This is a genomic window from Glutamicibacter sp. BW78, assembly GCF_002332245.1.
GTDB classification, from domain to species: Bacteria; Actinomycetota; Actinomycetes; order Actinomycetales; family Micrococcaceae; genus Arthrobacter_H; species Arthrobacter_H rhombi_A.
This window is the reverse complement of record NZ_NRGU01000029.1, coordinates 136,745-151,660: the sequence shown is the minus strand read 5'-3', so window position 1 is coordinate 151,660 and position 14,916 is coordinate 136,745. Positions and strand designations below refer to the sequence as shown.

General features: G+C 62.5%; 13 protein-coding genes. 11 read left to right on the top strand and 2 right to left on the bottom strand.

Annotated elements, in window-relative coordinates; translation table 11 throughout:
• Nucleotides 1–890: LysM peptidoglycan-binding domain-containing protein (locus CIK75_RS04440; protein ID WP_143413263.1), on the bottom strand; the 890-nt coding region annotated here is incomplete at its 3' end.
• 202 nt (nt 891–1,092) lie between these two features.
• On the opposite strand from CIK75_RS04440, the gene CIK75_RS04435 reads away from it, so the two are divergent.
• Nucleotides 1,093–1,449 (top strand): Rv2175c family DNA-binding protein, encoded by a 357-nt coding sequence (locus CIK75_RS04435; protein ID WP_179204314.1) that lies wholly within the window; start codon nt 1,093–1,095, stop codon nt 1,447–1,449.
• Nucleotides 1,450–1,556: 107 nt separating this feature from the next.
• On the opposite strand, the gene CIK75_RS04430 is transcribed toward CIK75_RS04435, so the two are convergent.
• Nucleotides 1,557–2,663: a polyprenyl synthetase family protein gene (locus CIK75_RS04430; protein ID WP_086999766.1), complete on the bottom strand. Its 1,107-nt coding sequence runs from the start codon at nt 2,661–2,663 to the stop codon at nt 1,557–1,559.
• Between the two features lie 73 nt (nt 2,664–2,736).
• Here CIK75_RS04430 and dinB point away from each other — a divergent pair, with 73 nt between their 5' ends.
• The 10 genes from dinB (at nt 2,737) to murD (ending at nt 14,909) form a co-directional block, all read left to right on the top strand.
• Nucleotides 2,737–3,936 (top strand): DNA polymerase IV, encoded by a 1,200-nt coding sequence (gene dinB / locus CIK75_RS04425; protein ID WP_086999768.1) that lies wholly within the window; start codon nt 2,737–2,739, stop codon nt 3,934–3,936.
• Between the two features lie 172 nt (nt 3,937–4,108).
• On the top strand, nt 4,109–4,474 hold the full coding sequence (locus CIK75_RS04420; RefSeq protein ID WP_086999770.1) for a DUF3040 domain-containing protein: 366 nt from the start codon (nt 4,109–4,111) through the stop codon (nt 4,472–4,474).
• A 484-nt stretch (nt 4,475–4,958) separates the two neighbouring features.
• Nucleotides 4,959–5,390: a division/cell wall cluster transcriptional repressor MraZ gene (mraZ, locus tag CIK75_RS04415; protein ID WP_086999772.1), complete on the top strand. Its 432-nt coding sequence runs from the start codon at nt 4,959–4,961 to the stop codon at nt 5,388–5,390.
• Between the two features lie 169 nt (nt 5,391–5,559).
• The gene (gene rsmH / locus CIK75_RS04410; RefSeq protein WP_086999773.1) at nt 5,560–6,552 is read left to right on the top strand and encodes a 16S rRNA (cytosine(1402)-N(4))-methyltransferase RsmH; all 993 of its coding nucleotides are present in this window, start codon (nt 5,560–5,562) and stop codon (nt 6,550–6,552) included.
• 2 nt (nt 6,553–6,554) lie between these two features.
• Nucleotides 6,555–7,256, top strand: coding sequence for a hypothetical protein (locus CIK75_RS04405; RefSeq protein WP_086999775.1), 702 nt, complete (start codon nt 6,555–6,557; stop codon nt 7,254–7,256).
• Nucleotides 7,257–7,319: 63 nt separating this feature from the next.
• Nucleotides 7,320–9,140, top strand: a complete 1,821-nt coding sequence (locus CIK75_RS04400; protein ID WP_086999777.1) for a penicillin-binding protein 2 — start codon at nt 7,320–7,322, stop codon at nt 9,138–9,140.
• Entirely contained in the window at nt 9,134–10,792 is a 1,659-nt protein-coding gene (locus tag CIK75_RS04395; RefSeq protein WP_096223267.1) for a UDP-N-acetylmuramoyl-L-alanyl-D-glutamate--2,6-diaminopimelate ligase, read from the top strand. The genes CIK75_RS04400 and CIK75_RS04395 overlap by 7 nt, the downstream gene beginning before the upstream one ends.
• 12 nt (nt 10,793–10,804) lie before the next feature.
• On the top strand, nt 10,805–12,283 hold the full coding sequence (gene murF, locus CIK75_RS04390) for a UDP-N-acetylmuramoyl-tripeptide--D-alanyl-D-alanine ligase (RefSeq protein ID WP_086999781.1): 1,479 nt from the start codon (nt 10,805–10,807) through the stop codon (nt 12,281–12,283).
• Nucleotides 12,280–13,386, top strand: a complete 1,107-nt coding sequence (mraY, locus tag CIK75_RS04385) for a phospho-N-acetylmuramoyl-pentapeptide-transferase (RefSeq protein WP_086999783.1) — start codon at nt 12,280–12,282, stop codon at nt 13,384–13,386. The genes murF and mraY overlap by 4 nt, the downstream gene beginning before the upstream one ends.
• Nucleotides 13,368–14,909, top strand: a complete 1,542-nt coding sequence (murD, locus tag CIK75_RS04380) for a UDP-N-acetylmuramoyl-L-alanine--D-glutamate ligase (protein ID WP_086999785.1) — start codon at nt 13,368–13,370, stop codon at nt 14,907–14,909. Before mraY ends, murD begins: the two co-directional genes overlap by 19 nt.
• The last annotated feature ends 7 nt before the right edge of the window (nt 14,910–14,916 follow it).

Here is a 14,916-nt window from a genome sequence, read left to right as displayed (position 1 = left end):
GCCGAACCGCTGGAACTCTTCTTCGAGGAGCTTGAACTCGAGGAGGAGGTGGAGGAACTGCCGGAAACCTTGATTTTCTGCCCCGGGTAGATCATGGAGCTAGACTTCAGGCCGCTGGATTTCAGCAATGCTGACAGAGACATTCCCTTGCCGTGGGCGATCCCCGAGAGGGTGTCGCCTGACTTGATCGTGTAGGTCGAGGCGGAGCCGCTGGAACTTTTCTTGGATGAGCTCGAGCTGGATTTGGAGGAGGTCGACCCGCCGGAGAGCTTGAGCTTCTTCCCCGGGTAGATGACGGTGGACATGCTCATGTCGTTCGCTGCCAGGAGCTTGGACAGGCCCATGCCTGCGTTCTGGGCGATCCCGGAAAGGGTGTCGCCTGACTTGACCGTGTAGGTCGAGGCCGAACCGCTGGAACTCTTCTTGGATGAGCTCGAGCTGGATTTGGAGGAGGTCGATCCGCCGGAGAGCTTGAGCTTCTGACCGGGGAAGATCAGATCGCTGGCCTTGAGCTTATTGGCCTTGAGGAGCTTCGACAGCGGAACGTGGTGGTGGTGGGCGATTCCCGAGAGCGTGTCTCCGGATTTCACGGTCACCTTCTTGGCGGGCGAAGCGGCCACGGTGAGGCGGGTGGGAACCTGCGAAGCCACCAGATGAGCGGCAATGCGCTGCTGTGCGGCGGCGATGTTCGCGGGTGTCGCGGCCTTCGGCGTGAGAAGGGCTGTGGAGGTGGGAGCCTCGACGGCGGCTGCTGGTGCGGCTGCTGCCATACCTGACAGAACGACGGCGGGAATCGCCGCGGCTGCGACGGCTCCGGAAATGGAACGGTTGCGGGATCCCTGAACGAAGACGTTCGAGGAACGCGCGCCGCTGGTGCGGTGCTCGGGCATGTAGACATCCTCTGATCGCGACGGCCTTGGCCGAAGAGGTCACCGTCGAGATGAAGCCAGGCAGGGCTTCGCGATACTCGTGTGACCTATGTTGCAAGTGTGACTCAAGTGAATTTACACCATGTGATGCGTTCCTAAAAGTCTTAAGTGGCTCGTCACGTACGTATTGGGACTCGAGGGCCCCGGATTGTGGCATTCTTATATGGTGAGCTCTCTTAATAAACTCGTGACCGAATGGTTGTCATTGCCTGACCTTGCGGAGGCACTGGGCGTCTCCATCAAGGACGTGCACCGCCTATTGGACGATCGCGCGATCGTCGAATTGCGGGTCGGCCAGCGTAAGGTTCGTTCCGTTCCGGCGGCCTTCGTCCTGGATGGACGGATCATCGATAGCCTCAAGGGCACCATCACAGTGCTCGGCGACTCCGGCTTCACCGACGAGGAGCTGATCACTTGGCTCTTCACTGCGGACGAATCGCTGCCAGGCACGCCGATCGAGGCCCTGCGCCAAGGGCGCAAGACGGAGATCCGCCGGCGGGCACAGGCCCTCGGCTGGTAGCAACGACGCCCGCTGTCGCCCGAAAAATAGGCAGCGGCCGGCCAATCATGACGGTCACCTGAGGTCCCCGTAGGGAAGCGCCCTTTAAAGGACTCGAGCAGATGTCCTCAGGCCGTGCGTTCGGTGACGGCTTTCCCCAGCGAACGCAGCTGTTCGCGGATCTCCTCGGTGACGTCGAGAACCTCGAGTGCGGAGAAGGCCCTCGAGGAGAGATCGGCAATGGTCCTCTCGGTAGCATCCAGTGCCCCGCAGTCGGTGAGCACCGCCATCATGCGATCAATCTCAGCCGTGGAGAGATCATCAACTCCCAGACGATTCTGGATGAAGCCTCGATCCGCCTCCGGCGCCAATAAGAGGGCATGGGCGATCATCTCGGTACGCTTTCCTTCGCGCAGATCATCACCTGCTGGCTTCCCGGTGATGTCGGGGTCCCCGAATACTCCGAGGACGTCATCACGAAGTTGGAAGGCTTCGCCGATCGGGAGAGCGAAGGCGGAGTAGCCCGCCAGTAGCGCGCTGTCCGCGCCGGCCAGGGCCCCACCCAGGAGGAGGGGATTCTCGGTCGAATACTTGGCCGATTTATATCGCAGAATCGTCCGAGCCCGTTCGAGCACGTCCGTATCGGATGAGGAAGGACCGGCCGACTCCTCCAGGACATCGAGATACTGTCCGGCCATGACCTGGGTGCGCATGTCATCAAAAATCTTCCGTGCCGGCGATCCTGCGGTCGCTGCCGTTGCGAAGAGCTGTTCGCTGAAGGACAGGCAGAGATCGCCGGCCAAGATGGCTGCCGCTTCGCCGAATCGTGCGCCGTCCCGAGCCCATCCGAGTCGTGAATGGGTGGCTTCGAAGGATTTGTGGACGCTGGGCCGTCCGCGTCGAGTCGCCGACCTATCGATCACATCGTCGTGGATCAAGGCGGCTGCCTGAAAGAGTTCCAGGGCGGCTGCCGCCCTGATAATTGCCTCGCTGGCGAGGTCGCCGCCGGCCCCGGCATAGCCCCACCAGGCGAAACGCGGGCGCAGTCGCTTACCGCCTTTGATGAGGGTCTCCACCGAATCGACAAGATCGACGGCCGCGGGGGAAATTTTGGCCACGATATCCCGCTGTTCCGCCAAGAACGTCGCCAAAGTCGAGTCGAGCCGTTTGATGAAGGAGGTGTCCTCGGCGCGATGAGGCAGGGAGAAGGGCCCGGTGGCTTCGTTGGGGTTCATGACATCCGTTGTGTGGGGTGATCTGGGAACTACCTCATTCTATCTGTCGGGGGAGTTCCGTAGAATTGGTGACATGGTCGAAGCCCCCACGCCGAGAACGGTCTTCCATGTCGACATGGATGCCTTCTATGTCTCCGTTGAGCTCCTGACCCGCCCGGAGCTGAAGGGGCATCAGGTCATTGTTGGAAACCCCGGTGGACGATCGGTGGTCCTGTCAGCCTCCTACGAATGTCGTCGTTTGGGTGTCCGGTCGGCCATGCCGATGAGCACTGCCATGCGGTTGGCCCCCAAGGCCACCATCATTGAGCCGAGCATGGCCTCCTATCGCCTCTTCTCCGAACGGATCATGTCTGTCTTTTCGGATATCACCCCGTTGGTCGAGCAGGTCAGTGTGGACGAGGCCTTCCTTGACGTCACGGGTAGCCTGCGCCGACTCGGTGAACCGCTGGAGATCGGTCGGATGATCCGGGCACGGTTTCGCGATGAACTGGGCCTTCCAGCGAGCGTGGGGATCGCCCGGAACAAATATGTGGCCAAGGTGGCGTCGACGCGTGCCAAACCCGACGGTCTACTGCGTATCGCCCCGGAGGACACGGTGGCCTACCTGCATACCCTTCCCGTCGAAGCCCTGTGGGGTGTCGGAGCGAAAACAGGTGAAGTGCTGGCCCGTGCCGGTATTTCCCTGGTGAGTGAATTGGCCCAGACCCCACTGGCCACGTTGGAACGCTTGCTCGGCTCCAATGGGCTTCACCTGCATGCGCTGGCCTGGGGCAGGGACGACCGGGCCGTGGAACCGGTCAGAGTGGAAAAAAGCATCGGGGCCGAGGAAACCTTCGCTGTGGACGTCCACGAGGATGCCCCGCTGAAACGCGAACTACTGCGACTGGCGTATCGTGTGGCCCAAAGGCTCCGCCACGCCTCGCGCCAAGGCCAGACGGTAGCCCTGAAGCTCAGATACTCAGATTTCACGACGATGACGCGCAGCCGCCGGTTGGCACAGCCAACAAATTCTGCCCAGGCGCTGCTCGCTGCCGCGGAAGGACTGCTGGCCGGGATCGGCCCACGAGCGCAAGCCGTTCGGCTCATCGGCATCCGTGTGGAACAACTCTCCGACGCCGACGGCGGCATCCAATTGAGCTTCGAACGCAGCGACGGAAATTGGCGGCAGGCAGAGGAAACCATGGACCGCATACGGCAGCGATTCCCCGCAGGATCACTGCAGCCAGCAACCTTGATGCCCCCACCGGAGAGCTCGGCCGAGGCTGAAACATAACTCGACTTCCCGGAGGTGGAAATGCAGACTATCCTTGAAGAAGCGCAGGTATTAACAAGCGCATCAGATGCACTTGCGACAGCGGGAACAATGCAGTTGTGAGAACCGTTGACATCTATATAGGGGTTCTCCGCAGGGAGACCGACGGACACGAGGGATTGGGGAAGGGATCATGCCACTTTCCGAACACGAGCAGCACTTGCTCGAGCAGCTGGAAAAGCAACTGCACGAGGATCACAAGTTTGCCTCCTCGATGAAGTCAAGCGCCTCACCCGGCGGGTATTCCACACGAAACATCGCCATCGGCGCCATTATCGGCATCATGGGTATCATCGCCCTGTTGCTGGGCGTCTCGAGCCAATGGATTCCAGTGGGCGTCTTGGGCTTCGCGTTGATGTGTGGTGGCGTCTATGTCGCCTTTTCCAAGAATGCTCTGGGCAAGGTTGGCAAGGGCAAAGCCAAGTCAGGGACGCAGAAGAGTTCCTTCATGGCTGACCTTGAATCCAAATGGGAAGCCCGCCATCGGGACGAACACTAAAGCTCACTAACTCGTCGTCGGGCCTGGCCACCAGGCCCGAAGAGGCAGCAACAGATACCGCAGAGCGCGGGCCATGATGGCCGGCGCTCTTTTTTGTGCCCGGTGAACGACGCCCCGGGCAACGTGGTGATCCCCACATGCCCGGGGTTCGATATTGCTCCAGGTGTCTCCCGAAGACCCTCCACTTCTCACCACCGGGTTCCTCCACTTTGCCCCACCACAGTTCCGGGGCGAGCAAAAAACGTATGATTCCGCAGATTTGCACCCGAATCGTCATCCAGCGCGCCGTTTTGCTCCAAAATCCCTCCACTCTTCCCCACACCCCTGCTTCCCAGTGATTGCAAGGAAAAGAATTTGCCCGATTGGTGGGAAAACTACCGTGTGTCGTTGACAGTGGGGCATTGTGGAGTAAAGTGGGGGACTGTAGAGGTGATTGGGGATGACGGGGTGGATGTAGCTCCTTGAAGACGGGAAGGCGGTGCGTATGTTCCTCGGGACGTACACGCCGCGTCTTGACGAAAAGGGGCGCATTATTCTTCCTGCCAAATACCGCGATGAACTGGCTAACGGGCTGGTTTTGACCCGGGGGCAGGAACGCTGCGTCTACGTCTTCAGCCAGCGGGAATTTGAGAACGTGCATGAGCAGATGCGTCAAGCACCGTTGTCCTCGCGGCAGGCACGGGATTACATCCGTGTTTTCCTCTCCGGCGCCTCTGATGAGATGCCGGATAAGCAGGGCAGGGTCACCATCCCGGGGGCACTGCGCAGCTACGCCGGACTGGACCGTGAGGTCACCGTCATCGGTGCGGGGTCTCGAGCCGAGATCTGGGATACCCAGGCTTGGAACGAATACCTCGAAGAACAGGAGAACACGTTCTCCGAAACAGATGAAGAAGTACTGCCGGGCATTTTCTAGAACCGACTAGAAGCGCTCGGTGGGGTTGGACCAGATCTCCAGCCGCCCGTCAGCATCGTCCTGGCTCCACTTCCCCGGAGCCAGGCGGATGAGGATCGGAGCGGAGGGGGATCTGGCCCAATCCCTACACCACGATTGCAAGCTGTGACACGCTGAAAGGGGACAGGGTATGACCGACGACATCACACCCCGTCCCACATCCGAGCGGCACGTACCAGTGCTGCTCGAACGTTGTGTAGGGCTGTTGGCGCCGTCGATCCAGGCAGGGATCGACCAGCGAGAACGGGCCGTCGTCGTTGATTGCACGCTCGGCATGGGCGGGCATTCGGAGGCGCTGTTGCGTCGTTTCGACCAGCTACACCTGATCGGGCTGGATCGCGACGAGCAGGCACTTGCTTTGGCGGGGGAGCGGCTGGCGCCGTTCTCCCACAGGACGGATCTGGTCCACGCCGTCTACGACGAAATCGATGACGTGGTCGAAGACCTCGGTTTCGACGGCGTGGATGGTGTGCTGTTCGACCTGGGTGTTTCTTCGCTTCAGCTCGATGAACGCGAACGCGGTTTCGCCTACTCCTTCGACGCTCCGCTGGATATGCGCATGGACACCTCAACCGGTCCGACAGCGGCGGATGTGGTCAACAGCTACTCCGAAACAGACCTGGTCCGGGTGATCCGCACCTGGGGCGAGGAGAAATTCGCGGGCAGGATCGCTTCGACCATCGTCCGTGACCGGGGGGAACGCCCTTTCGCCACCACCGGCCAGCTGGTGGAGAGCATCCGTAGTGTCGTGCCGGCGGCCGCCGCCCGGACCGGGGGCCATCCCGCCAAAAGGACCTTCCAAGCCCTGCGCATCGAAGTTAACGAAGAACTCGATGTGCTGGACCGGGCACTGCCCGCCTCCATGGATGTACTGAACATCGGTGGTCGTGTGGTCGTGATGAGTTACCACTCCCTGGAGGACAAGCTGGCGAAGAAGCATTTCGCGGCAGCCTCCAAATCCTCGGCACCTCTCGGGTTTCCGGTCGAGCTTGAGGAACATAAGGCCCGGTTCCGGAGCCTGACCAAGGGAACCGAGAAGCCGAATGACACTGAAATTGACGAGAATCCCCGCGCGGCATCAGCCAAGCTCCGTGCGGTGGAACGAATCCTGAAGAGGAGCTGAACATGAGCACCGCAACCCAGACGCGTGCAGTTCACGCAGGACAGAGCGCCGCAGGCAGCACCGTCGGTGCCAATGCCCGCGCACTGGCTCCAACGTCCCTCCCTCGTTCGGAACCCAAGCAGCGCACCCCGCTGTCCCTGGTTCCGGCCACGAAGCGCAACCGGCGCGCCGGATTCGCTGTTTTCTGCTTCGCCTTATTGCTGGCCGCACTGGTCGGTGTCCTGGTGATCAACGTCAATGTGGCCAACTCCCAGTACGACATTGTGAGCCTGCGTGGTCAGGAGCAGGCCTTGAGCCAGGAGAACGAAGCGCTGACACAGGAACTTCAAAACCTTCAGGCTCCCCAGAATGTGGCAGTCAAGGCGGCAGAATTGGGTATGGTCACCCCGGGAACGGTGGCTTCGATCAATCTGGACACCCAGAAGATCACCGGAAAGGCCACCGCAGCGCAAAAGGGAGAGCTTCCTTCCACGCATGTGCCGGCCCCGGCGGTCCCTGAAGACCAGGCTAAAAACCAGACGGTAGCGGACACCACGTCCGAAGCCGCGGAGCAGAAGAGCAATATCGCCCCCGAGGGCAAGGCTGTCACCGACGGCGCCTCGACGGACGAGAGCACGGCACAACAGAACACCGAGGAATCTTCGAGCACCGACCTGAACGGCGGAACCATCCCGGCTCCGGCGCAGCAGGGCTCCGGACAGTAGGGCAGCGAGTCCTGTTCGGTACCGATCTCGAGAAGAACCGATCAGCAACCCAAGGAATCAACTATGGCCAGGCCGCCCGCCAGGAAATCAAAGCCCACCGAGCCGCGCCGTCTGCGGATCGGTTTAGCGCTGGCCATGGTGATGCTGGTCCTGCTCGGTGGACGACTGTTCTTGGTGCAAGGATTGGACCCGACGGCGGCAGCCGAGGCGGCTACCGGCCAGCGGATCCGAGAAACTGCTCAGCAGCCTGTCCGAGGGAAAATCCTGGACTCCTCCGGGAAGATTCTGGCGGCCAGCTTCGAACGCTACGATTTGGTGGTCGATCAACGTCAGGTCAAGGAATCCTTTAAACGCAAGAACGATCAAGGCGGCCGTGACGTCGTACAGACCACTGACGCGGTCAAGGAACTCTCGGATACCCTCGACATCGATCAGGACACCCTGAAAACCTCGATTATCGGCGATGACGGGGCCAAGAAAAAGGGTTACTCTGTCGTGGCCAAGGGAGTCACCCCCGAAACGCGGAATAAGGTTCTGAAGATCGGGCTGCCATGGATCACCAGCCAGGAACGCTTCGAACGCGAATACCCCAACGGCACCGTCGCCGGCTCGGTGTTGGGTTTCCTGCGTTCGAGCGAAGACGGGACCTCCCAGACCGGAGCCGAAGGCCTTGAGCTGAGCCAAAACCGGGCGTTGGCCGGTGAAGCTGGAACCAAGACCTTCGAAATTGCCGCGGATGGCGTCAGAATTCCGATGGCCACGCTCAAGGAAAAGCCTGCGGTTGACGGCAAGGACGTCAAGCTCACCATCAACAGCGATATCCAATGGGCTGCCCAAGAGGCGGTCATGGCCAAGCAGAAGCAATTCAACGCCGAATGGGTCAACGCCGTGGTCGTCGAGGTCGGGACCGGCAAGATCAGGGCTCTGGCCGACTCGACGACCGTGGACCCGGCAGATCCCGGGGCAACGGATGCCGAATTCCGCCGTTCAACCACGGTGTCTCAGGCCTACGAACCCGGCTCGACCGGCAAGGCCGCGACCTTCGCCGCAGCCCTGGAAGAAGGGGTCGTCAAGCCCAAGGACCATTTCACGGTCGGGCACGAATACACGGTTGGCAAGGAGACCATCCACGACTCGCTGAAACACCAGACCTTCAACATGACCGCGGCAGGGATCTTCGCCCGCTCCTACAACACCGGCACCACGATGGTCGGCAATAAGCTCAGCAACCAACAGCGCTACGACTGGATGAAAAAATTCGGGATCGGGCAGGGCTTCGACATCGGCGTTCCGGTCAATAAGGGCATCTTCGCTCCGCCGGAGAGCTGGGATCGCCGCCAGCAGTACACGACGATGTTTGGCCAGGGCTACAGCCTGACCTCCTTGCACACGGCCCGGGTCTTCCAGGCCATCGCCAACCAGGGGGTGCAGGTCGAGCCATCGCTGATCGAGTCCTACACCGACCCCGACGGTACGGAGCATGAACGCAAGAAGGTCAAGAGTCAGCGGATCATCTCCAAGAAGACGTCTCAGGAAATGCGGCGGATGATGGAGACCGTGGTGACCGACGGAACCGGTTATGCGATGGACATCGACGGCTACCGTGTCGGAGGCAAAACGGGAACCGGGCAGGCGGCAGGCCCGACGGGTAAGCTCGACGGCTACACTAGCTCCTTCGCTGGAATGGCACCGATCGATGACCCGAAGTACCTGGTCGTGGTGACCATGCAGCGCCCCAAAGGCAACTGGGAGAGCTTCAGCGTGGCTGACACCTTCAAGTCGATCATGTCCCAGACCTTGAACAGCTACAACGTCCCGCCCAGCACCGATAAGCCCAATCCATATAAGGTCTTCGTCGGCAAGAAGCAGAAATACGGATGGTAAACACAGTGCCCCCCACGCCCCAGGATGCCGAACGGGCGTTCCGCCCCGAGCAGGCCCCTCGTCTGAGCTTGAACGAGCTCGTCGGCCGTCTGACCGAACGAGGCATGAGTGTCCGGCTCGAGGGTGATGGCGATACGGTCATCCATGGAGTGAGTCTGGACTCGCGAGCCGTGTTGGCCGGGGACCTCTATGCGGCGGTTCCCGGCGCGCATAGCCACGGTGCCGACTACTGCGTGGGAGCTTCCACCTCGGGCGCCAGCGCGATCCTCGCGGACGAAACCGGCGAAGGCCGTGCGGTGGCTGCCGGCCTACCGGTCGTGGTCGTGGAGTCAGTTCGGAGCGCCGTCGGCCCCGTGGCGGCCATCCTCTACGGCTCCGACGAGCCCGGCCTCGGGCTGCTCGGCGTGACCGGAACCAACGGCAAGACCACGACCACCTACTTCATCACCTCGCTGCTGCGTGCCCTGGGCCAGCGGACGGGCCTCATCGGAACCATCGAGATCCTGGCTGACGGGACACAGATCCCCAGCGTCCTGACCACGCCCGAGGCCCCACAGTTGCACGCGCTCCTCGCCCGGATGCGAGGGGCAGGGGTCGACACGGTAGCGATGGAGGTCTCCTCGCACTCCATTGACTACGAACGTGTCGGGGGCATGGCCTTCGGCGTCGCAGGATTCACCAATCTGACCCAGGACCATCTGGACCTGCACGGCAGCATGGAAGCCTATTTCGAAGCCAAGGTCCGCCTCTTTACCGCCGAACGCAGTGCTCACGCGGTCATCACCGTCGACGATGAATGGGGCCGCCGCATGGCGCGCTCCACCTCTGCCGACCTGTTCACCCTCCGGACCATTCCCCGTGACGAGGTCGGTTCCGAGGAAGAGCTCCCCGGCAGTTCCTGGAGCGTTCAGGGCATCGCTCAGCAGGGGCTCGGCCACGAATTCGAACTGCACGGTCCGCAGGGGGAGCGGCTGCGTGCCCACACGGGTCTTCCGGGGCTCTTCAACGTCTCCAATGCCGCGCTGGCCCTGCTGATGGTCCACGTCTCCGGCACCCCGCTGAAAGATCTCCAACGTGTTCTTGACGCTTCCGACCCACTGACCATCGCGGTTCCGGGGCGGATGCAGGTCGTCTGCGATTCCCCGGCCGCCGTCGTGGACTTCGCCCACAACTCCGATGCCCTCGAACGGGCCATCGAGGGGGTCCGAGGACAACATCCGGACTCACGGGTCATCGTTGTCTTTGGTGCCACAGGGGACCGCGACTCCACCAAACGCCCCACGATGGGTGCCGTGGCAGCCCGACACGCCGATGTAGTGATCATCACGGATGACGATCCTCATAACGAGGAGGCCGGTGGAATCCGCCGCGATGTCCTGAACGGGGCACTGGAAGCGATCGAGGCCGAAGGCTTGGGCAGTCAGGCCGCCGAGATCTTCCCACGGGCCGACGCGATCGTGGCAGCAGTAGCGATGGCCCGGGCAGGCGACACCATTCTCGTGGCCGGCCGCGGGCACGAAGTCTGGCAGGAAGTCAACGGCGTCAACGTGGCCTTGGACGACCGTGTGGAACTGCGTCAGGCGCTGGAGGCCGCGGGGTACAGCCCGCGCCCCGCCGAGCCCGGTGCCACCGAGTCGGCGGCCAACGGGTAAAGTCAAAGAGCCATGATTGAACTGAACACAGCCGACATTGCGTCCATAACCGGTGGGCGCATCACGGCCACCACAGATCCCGGGAGCACCGTCAGCGGTGTGGCCACCGACTCACGCGAATGTGCCTCGGGGTTCCTTTTCGTCGCCAAACCCGGCGAGGTCTCTGACGGGCACCACTTCATCGACCGTGCCTTCGCCGCCGGCGCCATCCTGGCCTTGTCCGAACACGAAACGCTGGATTCCGGCGGCACCGTGCACCCGGCGGTCATCGTCGACGACGCCGTGGTCGCGATGGGCGCCCTGGCGGCCCATATGGTGGAGCTGCTGCGCTCCGGAGGTACCCGGGTCATCGGCATCACCGGTTCCGCAGGCAAGACGACGACCAAGGACCTGCTGGCAGCGATTCTGGAGACCTCGGGTCCCACGGTCGCGCCCATCGGCTCCTATAACGGCGAAGTCGGCGTTCCGCTGACCGTCTTCAACGCCACCGCTGAAACCCGGTATCTGGTGATTGAAATGGGTGCCACGGGTATCGGGCACATCACCTACTTGACGGATATGGTCCACCCGGACACCGGGGTCGTACTCTGTGTGGGCACCGCCCACGCCGGGGAATTCGGTGGGGTAGAGAACATCGCCCGGGCCAAGGGCGAACTGGTCGAGGCGCTACCCGGCGACGGGACGGCCATCCTGAACCTCGACGACCCGCGGGTCGCCGCCATGGCTGCCCGCACCGAAGCCAATATCCTCGGTTTCGCGATGGACGACGGCGGAAGCCGGGCGCCGGTGATGGCCTCGGACATCGTCATCGCCGAGGGCGGATACCCCGAATTCACGCTTAATCTCCCCGACGGTGGAAGCCATCGGGTGCGCAGCGGGCTCATCGGCCGGCACCACGTTAGCAACCTTCTGGCTGCCGCAGCCGCTGCTTACAGCGTGGGCATCGATGGTTCAACCATCGCCGCGACCCTGCAAGATCGCGGGCCGGCGAGCCGGTGGCGTATGGAGCGCACCGAACGCCCGGATGGCGTGAGCATCGTCAACGACGCCTATAACGCGAACCCCGAATCCATGCGTGCCGCACTCCGTACCCTGGCCGAGCTCGGCCTGCCCACGGAAGCTGGTGTGGCCCGCCGTACCTGGGCTGTCCTGGGCGAGATGCTCGAGCTCGGTAGCGAATCAATCCACGAACACGACCTCGTCGGCCGCCTCGCGGTTCGGCTCAACATCAAGAAGCTGGTGGTGGTTGGCCCAGGAGCCAAGGCCGCCTACAACTCGGCAGTACTCGAAGGCAGTTGGGGGGACGAGGCGTACTACGTCGAGACCCCGGAAGACGCCGAGGCATTGCTCGCTGACCAGCTGGAACCCGGAGACATCGTCTTGTTCAAGTCCTCCAACTCTGCAGGTCTGCGCCACCTGGGTGACCGGGTGGCCTCCAGTCCCTGCTCGAACGGTGCCTCCAGCGTGTCCGAAACGGAGGATCCCCAGTGATCTCACTCATCATGGGCGCAGCGATCGCCCTGGTCCTTTCCTTTGCGGGCACCCCGGTCTTCATCAAGGTCCTGACCAAACGCAGCTACGGCCAGTTCGTCCGCGACGACGGCCCGACCTCGCATCACACCAAACGTGGCACACCGACCATGGGCGGTGCCGTCATCGTCGGGGCCGTCTTCGTGGCTTATTTCGGGACACACGGAATTCTGAGCCTGGTCGCCGATCATGCCCCCGGCCCGTCGGCCAGTGGCCTGGTGCTGCTGTTCCTGATGGCGGGGATGGGCTTCGTCGGGTTCCTTGACGACTACATCAAGATTTCCAAACAACGCAGTCTGGGGCTCAGGGCCTGGCAGAAACTCGTCCTGCAGGCGATCGTCGGGATTGCCTTCGCCGTCCTGGCGCTGCAGTTCCCCAATAACAAGGACCTGACTCCGGCCTCAACACATATTTCGTTCACCCGGGACACCGCACTGGATCTGGCGTTCTTCGGTCCGCTCATCGGGGCCATCCTGTTCATCATCTGGGCGAATGTGATCGTCACCGCGGCCACGAACGGGGTGAACCTCACCGACGGCCTGGACGGGCTGGCGACGGGTGCTTCGATCATGGTCTTCAGCGCGTATACGCTGATCGGCATCTGGCAGTTCAACCAGGCCTGCGGTTCCTCACGGTCGATCGGTTCGGTCTGTTATGAAGTGCGCGACCCGATGGATCTTGCCCTGCTCGCGGCGATCCTTTCCGGGGCGTTGATCGGCTTCCTGTGGTGGAACACCTCCCCGGCCCAGATCTTCATGGGCGATACCGGCTCCTTGGCCATCGGTGGTGCCGTGGCGGCCTTCGCACTGCTCTCGCGGACCGAGGTCCTGCTGATCATCCTGGCCGGGCTGTTCGTGATCATCTCGTTGTCGGTGATCATCCAAGTGGGGTTCTTCAAACTCTCCGGCGGCAAGCGTGTCTTCCTGATGGCGCCGCTGCAACATCACTTCGAACTCAAGGGCTGGGCCGAAGTCACCGTCGTGGTGCGCTTCTGGATCATTTGCGGACTCTGCGTCGCCGTCGCCCTGGGTCTCTTCTACGGCGAATGGGTATTGGGACTGTGAACGCGCGTTTGGACGAACTGACCAGCTGGGACGCCGACTGGGCAGGTCTTCGGGTCGTGGTGGCCGGGCTGGGGCTGACGGGTTTCTCCGCCGCGGACACCCTCATCGAACTCGGGGCCACCGTTGTTGTCGTTGATACCGGTTCCGGAGCGGAAAGCGCCCAACGGGCCGACACGTTGAAGATCGTCGGTGCCCATGATGTGCTGCTCGGCCCCGAACATACCCAGGGCCTGCCCACGATCGAGGGGCGGGTCGCCGACCTGGTCATCGCCTCACCGGGGTGGCCACCGCACCATCCGTTGCTGCGGGCGGCAGCCGACGCATCGGTCCCGGTGTGGGGCGACGTGGAACTCGCCTGGCGGCTGAACCGGCGCGAGGGCCGCAAGACGGCCGAATGGCTGGTCATCACCGGCACGAACGGTAAGACCACCACCGTGGGGATGACCGAGGCCATGCTGCAGGCCGGCGGGTTGCGGGCCATCGCCGCAGGAAATGTCGGCACCCCCATCCTCGACGCGATCCGCGACCCCGAAGGCTACGACGTGATCGCCGTCGAACTTTCCAGCTTTCAGCTGCACTACACCCATACGTTGTCCCCCTGGGCCTCGGTGGTCCTGAACATCGCCCAGGACCATGTGGACTGGCATGGGTCCTTCGAGCAATACCAGGCCGATAAAGCGAAGATCTACGAACGCACCCAGGTCGCAGCCGTGTACAACGTCGAGGCACCGATCACCGAAAAAATGGTGGAGAATGCCGATGTCGTCGAGGGCTGCCGCGCGATCGGCTTCACCACTGGGGTGCCCTCGCGCAGCATGCTCGGGGTCGTCGATGACCTCCTGGTGGACCGCGCCTATATCGAAGAACGCCGGGATTCTGCAGCCGAATTGGCATCGCTGGAGGACTTCGGGGGAGTGGCGCCTCGGCATATGGTGGCCAACGCGTTGGCCGCCGCCGCCCTGGTTCGTGCCTACGGCGTCGCACCGGAAGCCGTGCGCAAGGGTCTGAACGCCTACGAAGGCGGCGACCACCGCATCCAGGCCGTCGCCCGGCGTGACGACATCTTGTGGATCAACGATTCCAAGGCCACCAACCCGCACGCCGCCGCAGCATCGCTGGGCTCCTTCGGCTCGGTCGTCTGGATTGCCGGTGGACTGTCCAAGGGCGTGGACTACTCGGATCTCGTGACACGATTTGCCGATAAACTGCGCGCCGTGGTGCTCATCGGAATCGACACCACAACGCTCCAGGAGGCATTGCGGCGACACGCGCCCACGGTGCAGGTGATCAAGGCGCCGGTAAGCGAAACTGGTACACAGACAGCAGGCGGTTCGGGCCAGCAGGAACGCGAAACGGCAGTCATGGAAGCGGCCGTCCAGGCAGCCGCGGCGATCGCCGAGGCGGGGGACACGGTGCTCATGGCACCGGCGGCGGCGTCCATGGACCAATTCACGTCCTACGCCCACCGCGGTAACGCCTTCATCGAAGCGGTCGGCCGATTCATGGAGGACAAAGAAAACTAAGGAGTAT